This window comes from Micromonospora sp. LH3U1 (assembly GCF_028475105.1).
GTDB lineage: Bacteria > Actinomycetota > Actinomycetes > Mycobacteriales > Micromonosporaceae > Micromonospora.
Map to the genome: position 1 here is coordinate 2964515 of NZ_CP116936.1, position 20732 is coordinate 2985246.

Here is a 20732-nt window from a genome sequence, read left to right on the forward strand (position 1 = left end):
CGGCTCCGAGTGACCCCGGATGAGTGTCGAAGACCGCGGTCCCCAGAACCGGTGGGCGGCTATTCGAGGTGGAAGGTGGCGGAGGCACGCTCGGCGCTCGAACTTACCGCTTCCACGTAGAGCAGTCCGTCGCGGTGACGCACATATCGGCCCGGGAAGTTCTGTGACTCCAGGGAGAGCCCGTCGCTGGCGGCCAGGCCGGATTGGCGACGGAAGCTCGCGTCGCCGCCGAAGAGGGTCGAGCCGTCGTTCCGCTCGACGTACAGGGCGAAGCCACGGTGACGCAGGTAGTACCCCGGGAAGTTCGTCGACTCCAACGACACCGATCCGCCCCCGGCCAGGCCGGTGACGATGCGGAACTGGGAGTCGGCCAGGTTCGCCACGTTCGGCTCGACTCGGGTCCGGTAGTCGTAGTGTCGGATGTAGCTGCTGGTCAGATCATGTGACCGCAGTCGAACCGGGGTGGTCCCGTCGGGCACCGGGATGCCGAAGTTCGGGGTGCCATCGGCGTTCCAGTACAGCTTCTGAACCCTGGTCCGTCGGTTCGGGTCGTTGAGCGGATCACCGTTGATGTCGCGGTAGTTGCGGTCGTGATAGACCAGGATGTCGCTCTGCCCGTCCTCGGAGACGGTGAACGAGTTGTGGCCGGGGCCGTACTGGCCGGTGGCCGCGTTGCTGGCGAACACCGGGTTGGGGCTCTTGCTCCAGGAGCCGGCGTCGAGCAGGTTCGCGGTGGCGGAGGCGCTCAGCATCCCAAGGCAGTAGTTGGCGTCCGTGGCGCTGGCCGAGTAGGTCAGGAAGAGGCGGCCGTTGCGTTGGATCACCGCCGGTCCCTCGGCGACCCGGTAGCCGCGGGTCTCCCAGTCGTACGTCGGCACGACCAGCCGGGTCACCGTGCCCGTGATCTGCCAAGGGTTGGCACCCATCCGAGCGAGGTAGACGTTGGAGTTGTTGGATATGCCCGGCTCCTGCTGCGCCCAGGTCAGATAGCGCACCCCGTTGGCGACGAAGGTCGATGCGTCCAGGCTGAAGGTGTCCCAGGGTGTCGTGATCCGGCCACGTTCGGTCCACGAACCGGTCAGCGGATTCGCGCTGGAGTTCTCCAGCACGTACATCCGGATTCGCCACACGTCATCGGTCCGGCCCGCGGCGAAGTAGACGTACCACCGGTTGTTGATGAAATGGATCTCTGGTGCCCAGATGTGGGCGCCCATCTCTCCGCTGGTGTGCCGGCTCCAGATCGTCGTTTCCGCCGCCGTCGCCAGGCCCTGCAAGGTGGTCGCACGTCGCAGTACGATCCGGTCGTACTGCGGCACCGTCGCGGTCATGTAGTAGTAGCCGTCGGTGTGCCTGACGATGTGCGGGTCGGCCCGCTGGTTCACCAGCGGGTTGGTGTAGTTGACGGCCGGTGCGGCGTACGCCGGCCCGGCCACCGGCAGGCTGGCCGACACGGCGAGCACCACCAACACCGCGGCCACAACCGACCGTAGGCCTCGGGGGCCACAGTTGCCGGCAGGCCCCGAACCGACGGCTCGGCGGGTAACTGGACCGGTTCGGTGGAGTGGCAGCGGCATCTGTCCTCCGTGCGGTTGGTGAGCAACCATCGATCAGCACAGGTGATACCGGCCTGCGGTGTCGTAGTCGATCCGGTGACGCAATGTTGGCGCTAACATCGATGGATGTCAAGGCGCGCTGCTGTCGGCGCGGCGTTTGCCAGTGGCGGGACGCGGGAGCCCGGAGCGGTCGTCACATCGGGCGACGTGGTGCGCAACGGCAAGGAGTCGCTGTACTCGGCTGCCGCGCTACTCCGGCTCGCAATCGTTGACCGGCCGGGCCAACTGCCCTGACCAGCCACCGCGCCGGCGGCGACCTGATGATGGCCGCCGCCGGCGCGGCCCGGCGTCAGAGCCGGGAGGTGAAGGTGGCCAGGAAGCGGTGCGGTGTGACCACGCCGGCGTTGTCGAAGCAGATGACGTCGACGTCGGCGTTGGTGGTGTACGTCCAGGGTTGGGTGAGGTGGCAGTAGTTGCTGCCGGAGCCCTGCGCCACCACCTGGGCGTGCGTCTCCTTGATGCCGATCTGCGGGAAGGTCGCCAGGTAGCGGCCGGCGGGCGCCAGCGCTGCCACCGTGTTCGCGCCGACGCCGAGCACCGAGTTGTCGTTGGTCGGCCCGCCGACGGCGGTACCCAGGTAACCGAAGTACGACGGCGGGCCGAGGGATCCGATCACCGGCCGCCGGCGGTGGTACGAGAGGGCGAAGTCGGTGTTGGTGAACGCGCCGGCCTGGTCGTAGCAGAAGACGTACACCTGCACGTCGCTGCCGACCGCGTTCCAGGAGTAGACCTTGCACCGGCGGGGACCGGCGTTCGGCTGCACGGCGGTGACCTGCACGTTGCCGGCGAGCAGCCCGGCCAGCCCCACCCCGGGCAGCCGCACCAGGTACTGCCCGACGCCCAGCGGCCCCACCGCATTCGCCACGCCCGTGGAGTTGTACGACTGCACCACCACGCCGCTGCCCCACTGCACGTACGCGTGGGAGGTGCCGGCCGGCAGCACGCCCGAGCTGGTGGTCCAGAGCACGGTGAACGGGGTGTCCTCGCGCGTGCCGCCGGGCTTGTGGCACTGCACGTCGACGATCTCGTCGGCGCCGGACTGGAACCAGCGGACCACCTCGCAGTAGTGCCCGGTCCGGTTCACCGGGGTCACGTGTGGCACGCCCCGTGAGCTGGCACCCACCTGCGGGAAGCGGACCTGGAACCGACCGGGTGCGAGCTTGACGCCGTCGGCCCAGGCGGCAGGGAACGCGGTCTTCCAGCTACCCCACTGCCGGCTGGTGTCCAGCACGGTCCAGACCGGCACGGTGGGGTCCTTGACGTACGCGAACCCCCAGCGGTCGGCGGTGGCCGCCGCGGCCGGTGCCGCTGGTGCGAGTGCGCTGGCGGCCAGAACGGCGGCCAGTGCTGCGGTGACGAACGATCGGAGACGCATGTGTTCCTCCATTCGACGGGAACATGTCGGGGAGGAGTGTGCAGGTGGTGACGCTATGGTCACAGTCGGCTACCGTGCGCTCCGCTGTCGGGTGTCCGCCACTCGCCAGCGAGCTACTGGGGAGGGGGTCGGTCGCTACCGCCGCCGCTGGGAAGCCGCCCCGTGAGGGTCTCGCGTAGATCGTCGGGCAGCCCGTCGATCTCGACCAGCTCGGGCAGCAGCCCCGGCTCGGTCATGTACGCCCGGAACGCCTGCGCGATCGTCACCCCGTGCGCCGGACGGTCCTCGACGATCACCGGATCGCCGGCCCACACCTCGCCCGGCTCCACCACGCGCAGGTACGCGCCCGGACGGTTCGCCCGGGTGAACGTTTTCACCCAGCGCGGCTCGCCCATCTTGTGCTGGAACGTGACGCACGGAATGCGGCCGAAGGTCGGCTGGAGGACCAACCGTGGACCGATGCGCCACCGCTCGCCGATGACCGCGCCGTTGACGTCGACCCCCTCGGTCGTCAGGTTCTCGCCGAAGAGCCCGTTGGACAGCCGGCGGCTCAGCCGTGCCTGCCACCAGTCGTAGTCCTCCCGCGCGTACGCGTACACGGCCTGGTCGTCGCCGCCGTGATGCTCGACGTCGAAGATCTGGTCACCGACCAGGCCGCTGTGCAGCCCGGTCGTCTTGGGCCCCGGCGCGCGCACGGCAACCAAGCGGTCAACCGGCCGCTTGTTGATGCCCGTGACACCAACGCCCTTGGCCGGGTTGGGCTCCGGCACCGCGAGATTGACCGAGACAATCCTGCTCACGCCCAGCAACCTAACCGCCCTGGCCACCGCCCGCCGAGCCATTTCTCGCCATCCGCCGAGGCACCCCTGGCAGCCCAGCAGCCCAGCAGCGGGCAGCGGCAATTGCACCGCGACTCAAGGCGGACGGCGTAGGAGAGCGGTCCCTTGCACCCCTTTTCCGGCTGGCAGCGCTGGCCGTGGCCGGGGCTGTCACTGACCGGGGGCTGACAGGCTAGTTTGCTCGGATGAGTCTCCTCGATGACGTCGCGCGGCGTGACAATTGGCGATGCTGGGTGTGTGACGAGCCGGTCGACGCGGACATGTCGGTGAACGACCCGCGTGGTCCCAGCGTCGACAGCCGCACCGCCGACAAGAAGGCCAAGGTCGCCGAGCGACTCGCGCACCGTGCCTGCAACACTCGCAAGGGCGCGGTCAAGGTGGTCATCGCCTGGCCGGACCGTCTGCACGTGGTGGAGCCCGCGCCGCTGATCACCGTCGCCGAGCGACTCGAACGCAAGGGTGGCCGCGAGTTGGTCGCCCGCTGCCCGAGCAAGAAGGACGCCCAGGAGGCGGCGGACTGGCTGGTCGACCGGTTCTCCCGGCTGGCACCCGGACTCCCGGTGACCGCAAGCGTCGACGCAGGCGGCGGACAGTATCTCGTCACCCTGGCCACCGGCCGCCGCTGACCGGTGGCCCTGGGCCGACGACGCGAGGTCGCCGGCCCACCACCCCTCTTGCTACCGAACCCGCAGCTGCTGGTGGACTGCCGCAGCGGGAGCGTAGGTCGGGTCACCGGAGTAGGCGACGTGGACCGGGTACGCCCCTGCTGACAGTCCGGTGGTCGGCAGGTTGATGACGGCCGCCCCGCCGGTCAGCGGCGGACGTTTCACCCTCGCGTAACGGGTATTCAGGCGTACCGACGCGGCCGGCGGCTGAACAGCGTCACGGAGTAAGGGAGTACGTGTCATGCCCGATCAGCCCACTATCGTCTTCGTGCACGGCGCGTTCGCCGAGTCGGCGAGCTGGAACGGTGTGATCGAGCGGCTGGGCGCCGCGTACGACTCGGTGGCCGCCGCCAACCCGCTACGGGGCGTCGCGAGTGACGCCGCGTACGTGCGGGATGTGGTACGCGGGATCGGCGGCCCGGTCATCCTCGTCGGCCACTCGTACGGCGGCATGGTGGTCACGCAGGCCGCAGCCGACGAACCATCGGTGCGGGCCCTCGTGTACGTCAACGCCTTCTGCCCGGACACCGACGAGTCGGCGCTGTCGCTGTCCGGGAAATTCCCCGGCAGCACGCTCGCCGACACGCTGGTGCAGTACCCGGTGTCGACCGGTGGCAACGAGGTGGCGATCGGTCAGGACTCCTACCACGCGCAGTTCGCCGCAGACGTGTCGGCCGACCTTGCCGCGCTCATGGCCCGGACCCAGCGACCGATCACCGAGCAGGCCCTGGGTGACAAGCTCTCCGGCGACCCCGCCTGGCGCTCGCTGCCCAGCTGGTTCGTGTTCGGGGACGCCGACAAGAACATCCCCGTCGCCGTGCATCGATTCATGGCCGAGCGGGCCGACCCGCGGGGTCAGCGCGAGGTCGTCGGTGGTTCACACGCGATGGCGGTGTCCACGCCGAGCGAGGTCGCCGAGACGGTCATCGAGGCGGTCCGTGGCGTGAGCGGCTGACGTTCCCTGCCCGAACCGGCGGCGGGGCGACGCGGGCGGTGGCGGTAATTGGCGATGCGGTCCAGGACGGCGGTGCGGCAGACTGGCCGGCATGGTCACCTTGATGCGCAGCGTCGCCGAACTGACCAACGCGGTGCGTGCGGGTTCCCCGGTGAAGTTTCTGTTCTTCTGGGGTCACCAGCCGCAGCGTGACGGCAGCATCGGGGCAGGTTGCCTGAGCCAATGGTGGCCAGCGTCCTTCAGCGTCGACGGGCGGGAGTTTCCCTCGGCCGAGCATTACATGATGTGGCGTAAAGCCATCTTGTTCGGCGACGAGGCGGTAGCCGCCAAGATCCTGACGGTGACGCACCCTCATGCGGCGAAGACGCTCGGCCGGCAGGTCGAGGGGTTCGACGAGCAGGCCTGGGAGCGGCATCGCTATGACATCGTGGTGGCGGGCGCCGTGGCGAAGTTCGGCCAGCACCAGGAGCTACGCGAATATCTGGTCGACACCGGTGAGCGCGTGCTTGTGGAGGCCAGCCCGGTAGACCGGTTGTGGGGCATCGGTCTGGCTGTCGATCACCCACACGCCATCGACCCCGCGCGGTGGCGCGGGTTGAATCTGCTCGGTTTCGCTCTCATGCAGGCCCGCACCGTCCTCGCCGGCGCGGCGACCCGTGGGGAAGCGACGGACGGCGCCCTGCGGTCAACGAGGTAACGGGGGCAGCGCCGGGCTGTCGAGCCACGCCGCGAACAGGCCGTCCAGGGGCTCGTGGGCGAAGCGCTGGGCGTGTGAACGGAACTGCTCGGTCGTCACTGTCGCGTGCTGGCGCTCGGCAACCCAGGCCCGCAGGAGCGCGAAGAACGACTCGTCGCCGATCCTCTTTCGCACGGCATGCACCGTGAGCGCGCCACGCTTGTAGACCAGCGGGTCGAACATCCGGTCGACGCCGGGGTCCGCGACGACGACGTCCCTCGGGCGATTCGCGACGCGGGCGTACCACTGCGCGGCCAGGGCGTCCGCCGGCACGTCGCCGCAGACGCCGGACCACAACCACTCGGCGTACGTGGCGAAGCCCTCGTTGAGCCAGATGTGCCGCCAGTCCGCCACCGTCAGGCTGTTGCCGAACCACTGGTGGGCCAGTTCGTGCACGACAAGCCGCTCGTGCGTGCGCCGCCCGTCGACGTGGTTCCGGCCGAAGATGGCCATGCCCTGCGCTTCGACCGGATCGTCAAGGTCGTCGTCGGCGACCACGACGACGTACTCCCGGAACGGGTACGGCCCGAAGAGCCGCTGCAGCGCCGCCATGATCTCGCCGTGCCGGCCGAAGTCGTGGGCGACGTGCCTGCGCAGCGCGGGCGGGATCGCGGCGCGCTGCACCACCCCGCCGGCGGCCAGGTCCACCAGCTCGTAGCGTCCGATCTGGACGCTCATCAGGTACGGCGAGGTGGGCTCGTGCCGCTCGTACACCCAGGTCGTGCTGCCCGCGCCACGCCGCCGGAGAACGGGATCACCGGTCACCAGGACGGTGTACGGGGAGGAGGTCGTGACCGCCACCCGGAAGGTGGCCTTGGCGCCGGGCTGGTCGTCGCACGGGAACCACGACGGTGATCCGTTCGGCTGGCTGGCCACGAGCGCACCGTCGGTCAGCTCCTCCCACCCGAGTTCGCCCCAACGGCCGGAGATGGGCACCGGCTTCCCCGCGTACCGGATGTCCACCCGGAAGGTGTCCCCGGCGCCGATCGGCCGCTCAGGCTTGATCTGCAGCTTGTCCGGCCGGTGGAGGTATTTTGCCGGGCGCCCGTCCACCCGGACGTCCTGTACGCGGAGCCGACCGAGGTCGAGCGTGAACCGCGACAGGTGCTGCACGGCCACCGCGGTGATGTCGGCCCGGCCGCCGAGCCGGTTCGACGCGACCCGGTAATCGAGGTCGAGGTCGTAGTGCAGCACCCGGTAGCCGCCGTTGCCGTGCTCGGGCAGGTACGAGTCGCCCGAGCGTTCGGCGCCGGGCGTGGCACCGGGCGACGTCATGCCGACCGCGCGACCGGCGCCGGCCAGGTCGCGATCGGGTTGCCCAGCCACCGGCTGTCGCACGGAACGGCGTCGCCGCGGGTCACCAGCGAACCCGGTCCGACGGTGGTCCGCGCGCCGATGCTCGCGCCCGGCAGAACGATGCCGTGCGGGCCGAGCGCGGCTCCCGCGCCCAGTACGACCTCATCCATGCTCATCACACGATCATGGAACAGGTGGGTCTGCACCACACAACCGCGGTTCACCGTGGCGCCGTCGCCGAGCCGCACCAGGTCGTACTCGGGCAGCCAGTAGGTCTCCAGCCAGACGCCCCGGCCGATCTTCGCGCCGAGCGTGCGCAGCCACAGCGTGAGGAGCGGCGTGCCGGTCGCGAAGCGGACGAGCCACGGCGCGGCGAGGACCTCGACGAACGTGTCGGCGAGCTCGTTGCGCCACACGAAGGAGGTCCACAGCGCGCGCTCGGTGGCCCGGAACCGCCCGACCAGCAGCCACTTGGCAGCCGTCGCGATGGCGGCGGCGGCGATCGCCGCACCCAGCAGCACCGGCCCGGAGACGAGCGCCGCCGCTCCCCACCCAGCGGTTCGCCAGACGAACGCGAGGACGGCCAGGACGCCGACCGCCAGGGCGGCGGCGAACATCACCGGGACGATCCGGCACAGCTCGATCGCGGCCCGGGCCAGCTTCAGCCGAACCGGCGGGTCGAAGGTGCGGCTGGTGTCCGCGGCTTCCACGGTACGGCGCAAGGGCATCGGCGGTGCGCCCAGCCACGACGAGTCCTTCTTCGCCTTGAGCGGCGCCGACGACAGCACGCCGACGAGCCCGCGCTTGGGCACCGATCTGCCGGGCGCCGCCATCCCGGAATTGCCGAGGAATGCCTGCTTGCCGATGCGGGCCGGAGCGACACGCAGCCACCCGTGGCTCAGCTCGTACGTCGCGACCATGGTGTCGTCGGCCAGGAAGGCCCCGTCCGCGACCGTGGTCATCGTGGGCAGGGCGAGCACCGTGGAGGCCTCCACTCCGCGCCCCACCTTGGCCCCCAGCAGCCGTAACCACACCGGTGTGAAGAGGCTGGCGTAGAGCGGGAACAGCCCGACCCGGGCCATCCCCATCAGCCGCTCGGTCGTCCAGACCTGCCACGCCACCCGCCCCTGCACGGGGTGGTACCCGGCGCGCAGGCCGATGCTGAGCGCCCGGACGGCCCCGAGCACCAGCAGCGCATAGCCCACGACGTAGGCGACGGTCGCCACCGCGACGGCGGCCAGCACCGCACCGACTGTCGGTCGGACCGTGAGGGTCCAGCCGAGCAGGGCGAGCGCCGGCAGAGCGGCGACGACCGGTACCAGCCCCAGCAATTGGGCGGTCACTCCGTACGCCATCGGCCAGAGGCGTGACCCCGTCCGCGACTGCGTGGGACGCTGCCCGGGCCACCCGGCCGAATCCTTGGCAGCGGGTGCGGCCGGTGAACCGGCCCAGAGCTGGTTCGCCGGTACGGCACCGGTCACGGCCGAGCCCGCGGCGATGCGCGCGCCCTTGCCGACCCGAGCGCCCGGCATCAGGGTGCTGCGGGATCCGACCCGGGCGCCGGCGCCGACGCGTACCTTGCCGATGCGGACGACGTCGCCGTCGACCCAGTGGCCGGACAGGTCGACCTCCGGCTCGATCGCCGCGCCGCGGCCGAGCTTCAGCAGGCCAGTGACCGGCGGCGCGGAGTGCAGGTCGACGTCGGCGCCGATCTGCGCGCCGAGCGCCTTGGCGTAGGTGATCATCCAGGATGCTCCGGCGACGCTGGTGGCGCCGGTCAGCTCGGCGAGTCGTTCAGCGGCCCACAGCCGCAGGTGCACGCTGCCCCCGCGCGGGTAGCTGCCCGGGCGTACCCCCCGGAGCAGCAGTCGCGCTCCTCCGGCGGCCACGGCGATCCGGCCGAGCGGGCTGAACAGCAGCGCCCAGCCCAGCGCCACCCACCACCAGGACACGGTCGCCGCCCAGGGTGCCGGAGCCAGCAGGGCGAGAACGTTGCCGAGGGCGGCCAGGACGGTCAGCCAGCGGAGCCCGACCAGCGCGAGCATCGGCACCATGAGCACGGCCTGGATCAGCCCGGCACGCCGGGGCGTCGGCCGGACCTCCCGACGCGTTGCCACCGTGCTGTCGAGCGCGTCGAGTACGGCCGCGAGCCGCGACAGCTTCGGGTGGAGGTAGATGTCGGCCACCGAGACCCGTGGGTGCCGCCGCCGGATCCACGCCACCAGTTGCGCCGCGTTCAGGCTCCCGCCGCCGTGGTTGAAGAAGTCCGCGCCCGCCTCGGTGGGGCGTACGCCCAAAATCTCCGCCCAGCCGCCAGCGAGCCAGTCCTCGGTCGCGGTCAGCTCACCCGCGGTGTCCTCAGCGGTGGCCAGCGGCCAGGGCAGCGCGGCCCGGTCCACCTTGCCGGACGTACGGGTGGGCAGCGCATCCACCACGGCCAGCAGCGGAACGAGCGCGGCCGGCAGTTGCTCACGGATCCGCAGCGCCGCCATCGCGGAGTCGAATGCGACGCCGTCCTGCGGCACCACGTACCCCACCAGCAGTTGATTGCCCGCGGCGGTCCGCTGCACCGCCGCGGCTGCACCGGCGACTCCCGGCAGTGCCTGTAGTGCGGCGTCGATCTCACCCAGCTCGATCCGGCGTCCGCCGAGTTTGACCTGTTCGTCACCGCGCCCGACGAACAGAAGCCCCTCGGGTTCCGCCCGGACGATGTCCCCACTGCGGTAGGCCCGCTGCCAGCCGAGCGCGGGCAGCACCGCGAACTTCTCGGCGTCCTTGCCCGGGTCCAGGTAGCGGGCGAGTCCCACCCCGCCGATCACCAGCTCGCCGGTCTCGCCCATCCCGACCGGAGCGCCGGACCCGTCGACGACCGCGAGCTCCCAGCCGGCCAGCGGCAGCCCGATGCGTACCGGTCCCTCGCCGGTCATCCGCGCGGCGCAGGCGACCACGGTCGCCTCGGTCGGTCCGTAGGTGTTCCAGACCTCGCGGCCCTCGACGGCCAGGCGCTGCGCGAGCTCAGGTGGGCAGGCCTCCCCACCGAAGATCAGCAGCCGGACGTCCTCCAGCGCCTCGACCGGCCACAGTGCCGCGAGCGTCGGCACGGTCGACACCACGGAGATGCGCTGCTCGGCCAGCCACGGACCGAGGTCGACGCCGCTGCGGACGAGCGACCGCGCGGCCGGCACCAGACAGGCGCCGTGCCGCCACGCCAGCCACATCTCCTCGCAGGACGCGTCGAACGCCACCGACAGCCCTGCCAGGACCCGGTCCTGCGGGCCGATGGCCTCATCGGCCTCGCCGGCGAGAAACAGTTGCGCCTCGGCGTCCACGAAAGCCGCCGCCGCGCCGTGGCTGACCGCGACACCCTTCGGGGTGCCCGTCGAGCCGGAGGTGAAGATGATCCAGGCGTCGTCGGCCGGGCCGGGCCGGCCGCTCCCGCCCTCGGGAGTACGGCGAAGCGACACCGTCAGCCCGTCACCGAGCACCGCGGCGACGTCCGCCTCGGCGAAGACGAGCTCGGCGCGTTCCTCGGGATCGTCCGCGTCGACCGGCACGTAGGCCGCGCCCGCCGCGAGCACACCGAGGATCGCCAGGTACAGCTCGGCCGTACCCGACGAGATCCGGACGCCCACCCGGTCGCCGCGGCCAATCCCGTGCCGGGCGAGCGACGTTCGTACGGCCTCGACCTCGTCGGCCATGTCGCGGTACGTCAGTGCCGTGGCGCCGCTGTCGAGAGCGCGGGCGTCGGGGTGTGCGCGCACGGTCTCGTCGAGAATGTCGACAAGTGTGCGGCGGACCGGGGCCGAGGAGGAGCGGAACACCGCGGGGGCCGCCGGTGCGGTGCCCATCGGCGGAAGTGTGCCCGGCCGCGAATCAGTCGTCATGGTCACCGGGCGTGCACCATCTTCACCTCGCGGGTCGGCCTCATCCAGGCGTGCGGCATGCGGACCCGCCCTGGGCAGCCCTCAACGCTACGTCGCACCAGCGGAAAAGCGGCCGCAACACAGCGGATTCGTGTCCACCACCACACTGCGTCTCCCGCCAGAGGCTTGACACAGAGCGGTGCCGTCAACCTGACAGGCCCGGGCCGTGGGTCGCGGCCCGGGCGTTCCCGGCGGTCAGACGATCTCGATCACCGCGGCGGTCCACATGAAACCGATGCCAGCGCCGATCGTGACAAGGCGGTCGCCGGACTTCAGGCGGTTCGTCTCGTACAGGTGGTTGATGCCGGCGAACTGGTCGCAGTTGCCCATGTGGGCGTAGTCCAGGCCCCACTCGTACGTGGTGGTGGCCGGGTCGAGATCGAGCGTCTTGTAGAAGCTCCACTCGGCGATCGGCCGGATCAGCGTCGCGTGGACGAACCACTGCGCGTCCTTGAGGGTCATCTCGGCCTCGTCGAGGAGCTGCTCGAGCACCCCGGCCACCCTCTGGCCGACCAGGCCCACGGCGTCGTCGTACGCGTCCTCGTTCTTCATCAGCCAGTCGTCCTTGCGGGCGGTCAGATTCACCGGCTTGCCGTCGTCGAACGGCGTCCTCGACCACGGCTCGGGACCGCGGTAGAGCGGCTCCAGGCTCGGCTCGGTGGCGCTGACCGTGCTGATCACCTTGGCGAATCCGCCGCGCTTGGAGACCACGGCCGCGGCGGCGCCGTCGCCGAAGACGGTCTGGTCGTCGCTCGTCCACCGGTCGATGAACGGCAGGTGGAAGGCGTCGCCCGAGGTGATCAGCGCGGCGGTGGCCGACGGGCGGGCGATCAGGTGCGAGGCGGCGAGCTCGATGCCGCCGAGTAGGCCGTTGCTGCCCTGGCGGATCTCCATGGTGACCGAAGCGCCGTTGGCGCCCACGGTCTCCTGCTGCACGTAGTGTGCGGGGCTCCAGAACTCCCGGCCCTGGTGTCCGACGTACGCGTGCAGCACCGCGTCGAAGTCCTCGGGTCGGTGCCCGGAGCGCTCCACCGCCTGCCGTCCCGCCACGGCCGCCATCACCGGGCCGGACTCGCCGGGCCCGGCCACCCGGACCGCGCGGATGCCGTTGGTCTCGGCGGCGGTCGCGTCGTAGACGCCGTCAGCGACCGCCTGCTCGGCGGTGTAGACCTCCTCCGGCAGGTGTACCCCGAGCCCGGCCAGATAGATGTTGTCCCAACGCACAGCGCCTCCTTGTGGTCGCACCATTTGCACCGAGCATGGCGGGCCCGGCTCGACCGGCCCTTGAGCGCGACTCAGCGCCGGCTGAAGACGACCTCGCGGGTGGGTTGATCAGCGCGGCCGGCCCCGGCCGGGCGGCCTCCGCGCCGTCCGGTGCGGCGCCGAGGACAGCGACCCGTACCGCGGCCGGCACGGCTGCGGTCGGGTCGTTCGCACTGTCGGGGCCGTGCGTTCCGGCAGGGGTACCGGGGTGGCCGACTCGCCCACACTGATCAGTCCTTGTGCGATCCAGCCGGCGACCCGCCGGATCACGATGCCCAGGGTGGGCCACAGGCGCGCCATGCCGTGAGGTTGCCTCAGCGCGGTCCAACGTCCCTGGAGCGCGGCTCGCCCAAGGGCCGCTCCAGGGACGTGCGCCACGGTGGAACCCCGAACCTGGTCACCGCAGGAGGCTCAGCACGAGCACGACCGCCCCCAGGGTGAAGAAAAGGGGGAAGTCCGGTGGCAGGATGCCGCCGAGGTGCCGGTGAAAGCGCAGGACCAGCATCAGGCCGAAGAAGCCCAAGGCGTACGCGGCACCCAGCACGGCGGCCGACGAATGCCACCACCCGAGGACCAGCAACGCCGCCGCGGCGGCGTCGAACGTCCCGAGGAGCAGGACCAGCCAGCGCTCCGGCCGGAAGCCGAAGTGCTTGGTCAGCGGATCGATGCCGGCCTCCATGCCGATGAACATGGCCAGCCCGTGCAGGACGAACTCCATGACGAGGATGGCTGAGCAGACAGTGGCGATGATCCGCACCTGTGGCCTCCTAGGCGGGTAGCGGGCCGGTCGGGCAATGAATAGATGAATCCCGATGTAGGCTGCCGTGCCCGGACTCCCCTTCGCGTGCCAGGCAAGATCAGGACGACTTAATTAGATCAGTGGCCCGGAAGAAAATCAATGCTCTTGACAAAGAGCAGTGCTCCCTAAATGATCGGTCTGTACACCGGCGCAGGACATATCTGTAGGTAAGGGCGAAAGGAAGCGCCATGAGCGAGCAAGTCCAGGTCGCGGCCGGGCGCGAGTCGGCGTTGCACCGCCGCCGCTGGCTGATCATGTCCGTGGTGTCAGTCGGTCAGTTGATGATCGCGCTCGACACCACGGTCGCCAGCGTGATGGGCCCGCAGTTGCAGAAGGATCTCGGGCTCTCCGCCACCGGCCTGCAATGGGTCTTCAACAACTACATCGTGCTGTTCGGCGGCCTGTTGCTGCTCGGTGGCCGGCTCAACGACGTGATCGGGCGCCGGCGCATGTTCATCGGCGGGCTGGTGCTCTTCGCGCTCGGCTCGCTGCTGGCCGCGATGGCGAACACCGACACGCAGATCATGGCCGCCCGGGCGGTCCAGGGCATCGCCGCGGCTGGTCTGTCCCCGGCCTGTCTGTCCATCCTGGTCGTCGCGTTCAAGGACCCGACCGAGCGCAGCAAGGCGTTCGGCGTCTGGGGCGCGGTCATCGGCGTCGGCGCCGGTCTCGGCACGCTGCTCGGTGGCGCCATCGTCGATGTCAACTGGCGGCTCGCGTTCTACATCAACCTGCCGATCGCCGCGGTGCTGCTGTTCGCCGCGTTCGCGCTCATTCCGGGCGGCGCCCCGGTCGGGCCGCGACCCAAGGCGGACGTGCTCGGTGGCCTGACCGGAACGCTCGGCCTCGGCGCGCTCGTCTTCGCCATCGTGAGCGTCAACGACCACGGGTGGACCGGCATGCGCACCCTGGTGTCGTTCGCGATCGCGGTGATCATGCTGCCGGCGTTCGTGGTGATCGAACAGCGGGCGGAAGCGCCGCTGCTGCCGCTGCGACTGTTCCGCCTGCGCGGGGTGGTCGCCGGCAGCCTCGGCGAGCTGTTCACCGCCGGCATCATGATCCCGTGCTTCATGCTGCTGCCGATCTACATGCAGAGCGTCCTCGGGTACACCCCGCTGGAGACCGGCCTGGCGTACCTGCCGACCACGCTCGCGATGATGATCGTCGCGGGGCCGCTGTCCAAGGCGATCCCGAAGATCGGCGCCCAGGTGCCGTACGTCATCGGCGCCGTCCTGCTGGCCGTCATGCTGGTCCTGCTGCTGAGGACACCGGTCGACGCGTCGTACTGGTCGGTGCTGTTCCCGATCACCACGCTGCTCGGTGTCGGCCTGGTGCTCTGCCTCATCCCGACCCCGACCGTCGGCACGTCCGAGGCGACCGAGGAGGACGCCGGCACGACGTCGGCCTTGCTCAACGTCTCCACCCAGGTCGGCGGCGCGCTCGGCCTGGCGGTCGCGGCCACCGTGCTCCAGCACCGCATCACCGAGTACGCCGCAGACGGCCGGGTCGGCGCGGACGCGCTCAACGACGCCCTCCAGGCGGGCATCGCGACCCTCTTCGTCTGGGTCGGGCTGAGCCTGCTCACCGGCATCATCGGCTTCCGTGGACTGCCGCCGCGGGTGCCAGCGGACACCGCGGCCGGCACGGACACCGACCGCCCCTCGGTCACGGTGGCCACCTGACCGGCGGCACGTGAACGACCAGGCCCGGCCGACGGCCGGGCCTGGTCGGCGTCTGCTCGGGCGGGGCGAGCAGCCCGGCGAACCGGTGCGGTGCCAGCTCCACGGCGGCTCAGATCCAGCCGGCGTCGCGGGCTATGCGCACCGCGTCGACCCGGGTGCGGGCGCCAAGCTTCGCCGTGATCGACGTGAGGTTGTTGCGGATCGTGCCGATCGACAGGTGCAACATCGACGCGATCTCGCCGGCCGAGTGACCGTGCGCGGTCTTGGTGAGGATCTGCGCCTCGCGCGGGGACAGCGGGTTGAAACGGCGCTCGTTGAGCGCCGCCAGAGCGATCTGCGAGTCGACCACCCGGCGTCCCGCCGCGACCTCGCGGACGGCCGCCGCCAGGGTGGTCGGCGACGATCCCTTGAGGATGAACCCGGTTACCCCCGCCTCGATGCTGCGTTCCAGCATGCCGGGCTGTTCGATCCCGGTGAGAATGAGGGTGCGGCAGGTCGGCAACTGAAGGTGCAGTTGACGGGCGGCGCTCAACCCGTCCAGGCCGGGCAGATTCATGTCGATGATGGCCACCTGTGGACGGTGAGTGAGCGCCGCCGACAAAATCTTGTCGCCGCGCGCCAGTTCGACGACGACCTCGAAATCTGGCTGTAACTGAAGAAGGGCGACCAAGGCCCCTCGAATCATGTGGACGTCCTCGGCCAGCAAAATCTTCAACTGCGGCGACGACAACATGGCCTCCCGTTCTGTCATCGACCCGGGCGGGACAGCACGGCCCCGTCGTATGGTGGGTTTGTTCGTTCACGTAAGGGAGTCGCCCAGCCGAGCACCGGCTCGCCTGCTCCTGAATGGACAGCCGGTCCCTGGCCCTGCGAGCCGCACCCGACCTGCTGTCAGGCGCCGACACCGCATTCGCAGACCGCGGCGACCAGGACACCGACCGCAGGCACGGCCGCACCGAACAGTGCACCCTGCGGGGCGCCGCCGGTTGGCACCGGGCCGTCGAAAACTGCTCGCACCGGGCGCGAGCCGTAACTGTCCGCGAGCGCGTTCTCCAGCTCCGGACCGGCACCGCGACCCACGCGATGGCTACCTTCCGCGAGCGAACCAGCCATCAGCACGGTCTGGGTCGCGGGACGCGTGAACATCGCCCATAACCGCTGTGACCTCCATGATCCGCACCGTCTACAGCAATTAACAGAACCGGCCCGAACCGGGCAGATAGGAATAACGACGGGGCCGTGGGCGGGATAGGGGAAAAGCGGGCGGAACGAAGGTGACGCGAAGACGGGCCCGGCGTGCAGCCCGGCCCGCTCGCGCAGGTCTGAATATTCATTGTGGTCAGTAGATCACGGCCGGCGGACCCTGTCGGCAGCCCACCGTGTTGATTTGATGACAGAAATCTCGGTGGGGCGCCGGAGTTCCGGCGCCCCACGTGCGAGCTATGCCATGGCGGTCAGGACCGGGTCCAGCAGGGGCCGGCCGCCGCTGAGAATGACTTCCTGGAGGCGGCGCAGGCGCGGGGCCGGCTCGACCCCGAGCTCATCGATGAGCAACGTGCGAATGCGCTGGAACTCCTGCAGCGCGCCATTGATCCGGCCGGACTCGTACAGCGAGACCATGTAGTGGGCGGCGAACCGCTCGTTGATCGGGTGGCGGCTGGAGAGTGTACGTAGCTCACCGACGATCTCGTGGTGCCGCCCCAGGTGCAGGTCGGCGTCGATCCGACGGCTGAGCGCGGCCTCCCTGGCGTCCTGAAGCGCCATCGCCTCCAGGCCGAGCAGCGGGCCGATCTGGATGTCCGACAGCACCGGCCCGCGCCACAGGTCCAGTGCCGCGCCGAGCAATCGGCTGGCCATCCGGCGGTCGCCGTCCTCGGACGCCCGGGTGCCCTCGGCGGAGAGCCGGCGGAACTCCTGGGCGTCGGTGACGGCGTGGCTGAGCGAGTATCCGCTGCGGTGGGTCACCAGGATCTCCCGGGAGCCCGTCGGGTGCCGGCCGTCGACCGCCTTGTCGATGAGTCGGCGCAGCTGATGGATGTAGGTGTGAATGGTGGTCGTGGCACTCTGCGGAGGATTGTTTTCCCACAGTTCCTCGAAGAGATCCGACTTCGTCACCAGTCGATCCGGGTTGAGAGCCAGCAGGGCGAGTATTTGGCACGGTTTCGCGGCACTCGGAACGATTGACGTCTCGTTGTGAGACGCGGACAACGGACCCAACAATTCAATTCGCACGGCCCCCCCAGTCTGTGCAAACGCAACTTCGGTCGAGGGAAAGCCTGCCGAGAGGACGAGTTCTGTGCCAGTGATGGGATCATCGCTGAACGTGAAAATCTCACGGGACCGGTTCCTCCGGTCGATCAACGTCCTGCTCGGGCGGCCTCCGTGGCGAGCTCGACGCGTAACTCGGCACGCAACTGCCGGGCGAACTCGGCCATCGCGTCGCCGGCGAAGTAGAAGTGCCCGCCCGGGAACAGGCACTGCCGCAGCGGCTCGACGGTCTCCTCCTGCCAGGCAGGCAGGCTGCTCAGCGGCGCGAACGGGTCGTCGATGCCGCCGAAGACGGTGACCGGGCAGGGCAGCGGCAGCCGGCCCGCCACGGGTCGGTAGGACGCCACCGCCTCCAGGTCGGCCCGGACGATCCGCAGGAACTGCTCGCGGAACTCCGGGATCTCACCGATGCGGGCCGGTAGCCCGCCAAGCCCGACCAGCGTGGTGAGCAGGCTCGTGTCGTCCAGCCCGGTCAGCTCGGCCGGCCCGGCGACCGGGGTGGCTGGCGCGCTCCGGCCGGAGACTCCCACCCAGACCGGCGGCCTGCCCTGCCCGGCCAGCCGGCGTGCCACCTCGCCGGCCACGATCGCGCCCATGCTGTGGCCGAAGAGCGCGTAGCGGCCATCCGCCTGCGGCGAGACGTCGGCGAGCACCGCGTCGACGACCCGCGTCATCTCCCGGGACAGCCGCTCGCCGTGCCGGGAGCCGCGCCCGGGCAGGTCCAGCAGCAGCACGTCCCAATCGTCCGGCAGCAGCCCGACCAGAGGGTAGTAGGCCATCGCGGAACTGCCGGCATGGTGCAGCAGGATCAGGCGGACGGTGGGGTCGTCGACCGGGCGCGGACGGATGAACGGCCTCACCGGACGCCTCCCGCCGCCACGCTGACCGGCTCCGCCGCCGACCGGGCCGCGATCGTCGCCGCCAACTCGGCGAGCAACTCGCCCAGCGGCCGGTCGACGGCGAACTCCGCCTGCATGTCCGGCGTCGCGTAACGGTTCTCGACACTGCGCACGAAGAGCATCGCGGTGAACGAGTCGCCGCCCAGGTCGGCGAAGGTGGCCGCGAGGTCCAACTCGTCGGCTTTGAGGGCGGCCGCCAGCTCGTCACGGAGGAAGGCGACGACCGCGTCGGTGCCGGTCAGAGCGTCCGTAGCGGCCGGCAGCGGCGTCACCACCGGCGCCCCCGCCTCGAACCCGCCGGGCCGGGGCTCGTCGACCCAGTACCGGCGCCGCTGGAACGGATAGGTGGGCAGGTCCGGAAGGTACCGGGCCCCGCTGGCCCGCAGCGGTTCCCAGCGCAGGTCGACACCGGCCCGGAACACCTGACCGAGCGCGTCCAGGAACACCCGCTCCGCCCGGGCCACCTCGGCCGGGACGAGGACCACGCGCCGCGTACCGAAGCTCAGGACCGCCGCCTCCGTACCAGCGCGCTCACTGCTGGAACGCACCGGTACGGCAAGCGCCGTCAGGGCGGCGACCAACCAGCCGGCCGGTTCGTCGCCGGCGTCGGCGAGGCCGGGGAAGCGGTCCGCCAACCGCCGTACGGCGTCGGCCAGCGCGGCCGGGTCCCCGGTGTGCAGCAGCACCTCCCGGGGCACGTCCGTGACCGTGGCGGCGGGCAGGTCGACGGCGTTGCTGAGCGCCCGGGCCAGCTCCGCGGCGCGGCGCCGGTCACCGCGATCCGGTACGCCATCGGCGCGCGCCCGGCCCGCACCGTGTGGCAGATCGAACCGACCGTCCGGTCGTCTGCGCGGTAGAGCCGGGTGCTGACCGAGGCGGCCAGCGCGCGCAGCGCCGGCTCGCTCCGGGCGGAGAGCACCAGCAGCTCGGGTCGTCCGGCCGGCTCGTCCGGCTCGGCGGGCGCCGGCGCCGACTGGAGCACGACGTGCGCGTTCGTGCCGCTGAGCCCGAACGCGCTGATCCCGGCGAACCGCTCGCCGGTCCAGTCGCGCGGCTCGCGCACCACCTCAAGGCACTGCCGGGACCACGGGATGAACGGGTTCAGCGGTCCCTCGCCCGGTGGCACGTCGGCCACGAGCCGGCCGTGCTGGAGCATGAGCACCACCTTGATCAGCCCGGCCATGCCGGCCGCCGCCTCCAGGTGGCCCAGCCGTGCCTTGACGCTGCCCAGCCGCAGCGGGTCGCCGGCCGGCCGGCCGGGCGCGAACACTCCGTCCAACGCCGCCGCCTCGATCGGATCGCCGAGCGAGGTGCCGGTGCCGTGCGCCTCCACGTAGGAGACCTGCGCCGGCGCGACCCCGGCGTCCTGGAGCGCGGCCAGGATCACCTCCTGCTGGGCGGGGCCGTTCGGCACGGTGAGCCCGGACGACGCGCCGTCGTGGTTGACCGCGGTGCCGCGCAGCACCGCCAGCACCGGCCGGTCCTCGGCCAGCGCGTCGTCGAGGCGCATCACGACCACGGTGGCGACGCCCTCGCCCCGACCGTAGCCGTCGGCGCCGTCCAGGAACGGCTTGGACCGGCCGTCCGGGGCGACCGCGCGGCTCTGACACAGCGACACCATCAGCTGCGGTGAGAACAGCAGATTCGCGCCGCCGACCAGCGCGTACCGGCACTCCCGGCCACGCAACGCCCGGGCCGCGGAGTGCAGCGCCACCAGCGACGACGAGCAAGCGGTGTCCATGGTGACGGCCGGGCCGCGCAGCCCGAGCGCGTAGCTGATCCGCCCGGCCGCGAAGCAGTGCCCACTGCCGGTGCCGAAGTACGGGTCGAGCCGTTCCGGGTCACCGTCGGCGAGCCGTTGCCCGTACTCGGCGGCCATGATGCCGACATAGACGCCCGCGTCCAGCCGCCCACCGCGGCGGACCGCGACGCCGGCCCGCTCAAGTGCCTCCCAGGAGGTCTCCAGCAGCAGCCGCTGCTGCGGGTCCAGCGACTCGGCCTCCCGGTTGGAGATGCCGAAGAAGTCGGCGTCGAAGCTGGCCACGTCGCGCAGGAAGCCGGCCCGCCGCACGTACGACCGTCCGGCCCGGCCGACCTCGGGGTGGTACGCCGCGCGCAGCCCCGGCCGGTCGGCGGGAATCTCGGAGGCCGCGTGCCCCGTGCCGCTGAGCAGGTCCCAGTACGCCTCGGGCGTGCTGACCCCGCCGGGGAACCGCAGCGCCATTCCGACCACCGCCAGGGGGGTGTGCCGCTCCTGCTCAAGTTCGCGGATGCGTGCCCGCAGGCCACGGGACTGCCGTAGTTGTTCCTCGACCAGGGCGCGCAACTCCGTTGAATCCACGTCGCTCCTCGCTTCTTGCTGGGCCTCGCGGCACCGGTGCTCGATTACGGCGGGACCGTACCGACGCGTACTTGAGAC

18 protein-coding genes are annotated in these 20732 nt (G+C 70.9%); 5 read left to right on the forward strand and 13 right to left on the reverse strand.

All coding sequences use genetic code 11. From position 1 onward, the window contains the following. Window positions 1–59: 59 nt before the first annotated feature. On the reverse strand, window positions 60–1478 hold the full coding sequence (locus tag PCA76_RS13385; RefSeq protein WP_272618082.1) for a family 43 glycosylhydrolase: 1419 nt from the start codon (window positions 1476–1478) through the stop codon (window positions 60–62). 201 nt (window positions 1479–1679) lie between these two features. Here PCA76_RS13385 and PCA76_RS13390 point away from each other — a divergent pair, with 201 nt between their 5' ends. Then, window positions 1680–1847, forward strand: coding sequence for a hypothetical protein (locus PCA76_RS13390; RefSeq protein WP_272618084.1), 168 nt, complete (start codon window positions 1680–1682; stop codon window positions 1845–1847). 55 nt (window positions 1848–1902) lie between these two features. Here the strand turns inward: PCA76_RS13390 and PCA76_RS13395 are convergent, their stop codons facing one another. Further along, window positions 1903–2988, reverse strand: coding sequence for a hypothetical protein (locus PCA76_RS13395; RefSeq protein ID WP_272618086.1), 1086 nt, complete (start codon window positions 2986–2988; stop codon window positions 1903–1905). 113 nt (window positions 2989–3101) lie between these two features. Next, window positions 3102–3788: an MOSC domain-containing protein gene (locus PCA76_RS13400; protein WP_272618088.1), complete on the reverse strand. Its 687-nt coding sequence runs from the start codon at window positions 3786–3788 to the stop codon at window positions 3102–3104. A gap of 224 nt (window positions 3789–4012) precedes the next feature. On the opposite strand from PCA76_RS13400, the gene PCA76_RS13405 reads away from it, so the two are divergent. The 3 genes from PCA76_RS13405 to PCA76_RS13415 all read left to right on the forward strand — a co-directional run bounded on the left by PCA76_RS13405 (window position 4013) and on the right by PCA76_RS13415 (window position 6144). After that, on the forward strand, window positions 4013–4453 hold the full coding sequence (locus PCA76_RS13405) for a hypothetical protein (protein WP_272618090.1): 441 nt from the start codon (window positions 4013–4015) through the stop codon (window positions 4451–4453). A 280-nt stretch (window positions 4454–4733) separates the two neighbouring features. After that, entirely contained in the window at window positions 4734–5447 is a 714-nt protein-coding gene (locus tag PCA76_RS13410) for an alpha/beta fold hydrolase (protein ID WP_272618092.1), read from the forward strand. A 91-nt stretch (window positions 5448–5538) separates the two neighbouring features. Continuing rightward, window positions 5539–6144 carry an NADAR family protein gene (locus PCA76_RS13415; RefSeq protein WP_272618094.1) on the forward strand — a complete coding sequence of 202 codons (606 nt, stop codon included), beginning with the start codon at window positions 5539–5541 and terminating at the stop codon, window positions 6142–6144. Here PCA76_RS13415 and PCA76_RS13420 read toward each other — a convergent pair. The 4 genes from PCA76_RS13420 to PCA76_RS13435 form a co-directional block, all read right to left on the reverse strand. After that, window positions 6133–7458: a M1 family metallopeptidase gene (locus PCA76_RS13420; protein ID WP_272618097.1), complete on the reverse strand. Its 1326-nt coding sequence runs from the start codon at window positions 7456–7458 to the stop codon at window positions 6133–6135. The genes PCA76_RS13415 and PCA76_RS13420 overlap by 12 nt on opposite strands. Then, entirely contained in the window at window positions 7455–11327 is a 3873-nt protein-coding gene (locus PCA76_RS13425; protein WP_272618099.1) for a Pls/PosA family non-ribosomal peptide synthetase, read from the reverse strand. Before PCA76_RS13425 ends, PCA76_RS13420 begins: the two co-directional genes overlap by 4 nt. Window positions 11328–11597: 270 nt before the next feature. Next, entirely contained in the window at window positions 11598–12626 is a 1029-nt protein-coding gene (locus PCA76_RS13430; protein ID WP_272618101.1) for a ketoacyl-ACP synthase III family protein, read from the reverse strand. A gap of 436 nt (window positions 12627–13062) precedes the next feature. Further along, the gene (locus tag PCA76_RS13435) at window positions 13063–13422 is read right to left on the reverse strand and encodes a hypothetical protein (RefSeq protein ID WP_272618103.1); all 360 of its coding nucleotides are present in this window, start codon (window positions 13420–13422) and stop codon (window positions 13063–13065) included. A 230-nt stretch (window positions 13423–13652) separates the two neighbouring features. On the opposite strand from PCA76_RS13435, the gene PCA76_RS13440 reads away from it, so the two are divergent. Next, window positions 13653–15146 carry an MFS transporter gene (locus PCA76_RS13440; RefSeq protein ID WP_272618105.1) on the forward strand — a complete coding sequence of 498 codons (1494 nt, stop codon included), beginning with the start codon at window positions 13653–13655 and terminating at the stop codon, window positions 15144–15146. Between the two features lie 109 nt (window positions 15147–15255). Here PCA76_RS13440 and PCA76_RS13445 read toward each other — a convergent pair whose 3' ends face one another. The 6 genes from PCA76_RS13445 to PCA76_RS13470 all read right to left on the reverse strand — a co-directional run bounded on the left by PCA76_RS13445 (window position 15256) and on the right by PCA76_RS13470 (window position 20654). After that, window positions 15256–15897: a response regulator transcription factor gene (locus PCA76_RS13445; RefSeq protein ID WP_272618107.1), complete on the reverse strand. Its 642-nt coding sequence runs from the start codon at window positions 15895–15897 to the stop codon at window positions 15256–15258. Window positions 15898–16037: 140 nt separating this feature from the next. Then, the gene (locus PCA76_RS13450; protein ID WP_272618109.1) at window positions 16038–16292 is read right to left on the reverse strand and encodes a hypothetical protein; all 255 of its coding nucleotides are present in this window, start codon (window positions 16290–16292) and stop codon (window positions 16038–16040) included. Between the two features lie 294 nt (window positions 16293–16586). Then, window positions 16587–17378, reverse strand: a complete 792-nt coding sequence (locus PCA76_RS13455) for an AfsR/SARP family transcriptional regulator (RefSeq protein WP_272618111.1) — start codon at window positions 17376–17378, stop codon at window positions 16587–16589. Window positions 17379–17503: 125 nt separating this feature from the next. After that, complete coding sequence (locus PCA76_RS13460) at window positions 17504–18274, reverse strand: thioesterase II family protein (protein WP_272618112.1); 771 nt, start codon at window positions 18272–18274, stop codon at window positions 17504–17506. Continuing rightward, window positions 18271–18861 carry a phosphopantetheine-binding protein gene (locus PCA76_RS32635; RefSeq protein WP_336298077.1) on the reverse strand — a complete coding sequence of 197 codons (591 nt, stop codon included), beginning with the start codon at window positions 18859–18861 and terminating at the stop codon, window positions 18271–18273. The genes PCA76_RS13460 and PCA76_RS32635 overlap by 4 nt, the downstream gene beginning before the upstream one ends. 17 nt (window positions 18862–18878) lie before the next feature. Next, a complete protein-coding gene (locus PCA76_RS13470) occupies window positions 18879–20654 on the reverse strand; it encodes a beta-ketoacyl synthase N-terminal-like domain-containing protein (RefSeq protein WP_272618114.1) in 1776 nt (591 codons plus the stop codon). Window positions 20655–20732: the final 78 nt, after the last annotated feature.

Excerpts from the sequence above, each read along its gene's own strand:
- PCA76_RS13390 (WP_272618084.1), top strand. The coding sequence starts at position 1,680 with ATGTCAAGGCGCGCTGCTGTCGGCGCGGCGTTTGCCAGTGGCGGGACG.
- PCA76_RS13395 (WP_272618086.1), bottom strand. The coding sequence starts at position 2,988 with ATGCGTCTCCGATCGTTCGTCACCGCAGCACTGGCCGCCGTTCTGGCC.
- PCA76_RS13405 (WP_272618090.1), top strand. The coding sequence starts at position 4,013 with ATGAGTCTCCTCGATGACGTCGCGCGGCGTGACAATTGGCGATGCTGG.
- PCA76_RS13410 (WP_272618092.1), top strand. The coding sequence starts at position 4,734 with ATGCCCGATCAGCCCACTATCGTCTTCGTGCACGGCGCGTTCGCCGAG.
- PCA76_RS13415 (WP_272618094.1), top strand. The coding sequence starts at position 5,539 with ATGGTCACCTTGATGCGCAGCGTCGCCGAACTGACCAACGCGGTGCGT.
- PCA76_RS13420 (WP_272618097.1), bottom strand. The coding sequence starts at position 7,458 with ATGACGTCGCCCGGTGCCACGCCCGGCGCCGAACGCTCGGGCGACTCG.
- PCA76_RS13425 (WP_272618099.1), bottom strand. The coding sequence starts at position 11,327 with ATGGGCACCGCACCGGCGGCCCCCGCGGTGTTCCGCTCCTCCTCGGCC.
- PCA76_RS13440 (WP_272618105.1), top strand. The coding sequence starts at position 13,653 with ATGAGCGAGCAAGTCCAGGTCGCGGCCGGGCGCGAGTCGGCGTTGCAC.
- PCA76_RS13445 (WP_272618107.1), bottom strand. The coding sequence starts at position 15,897 with ATGACAGAACGGGAGGCCATGTTGTCGTCGCCGCAGTTGAAGATTTTG.
- PCA76_RS13450 (WP_272618109.1), bottom strand. The coding sequence starts at position 16,292 with ATGTTCACGCGTCCCGCGACCCAGACCGTGCTGATGGCTGGTTCGCTC.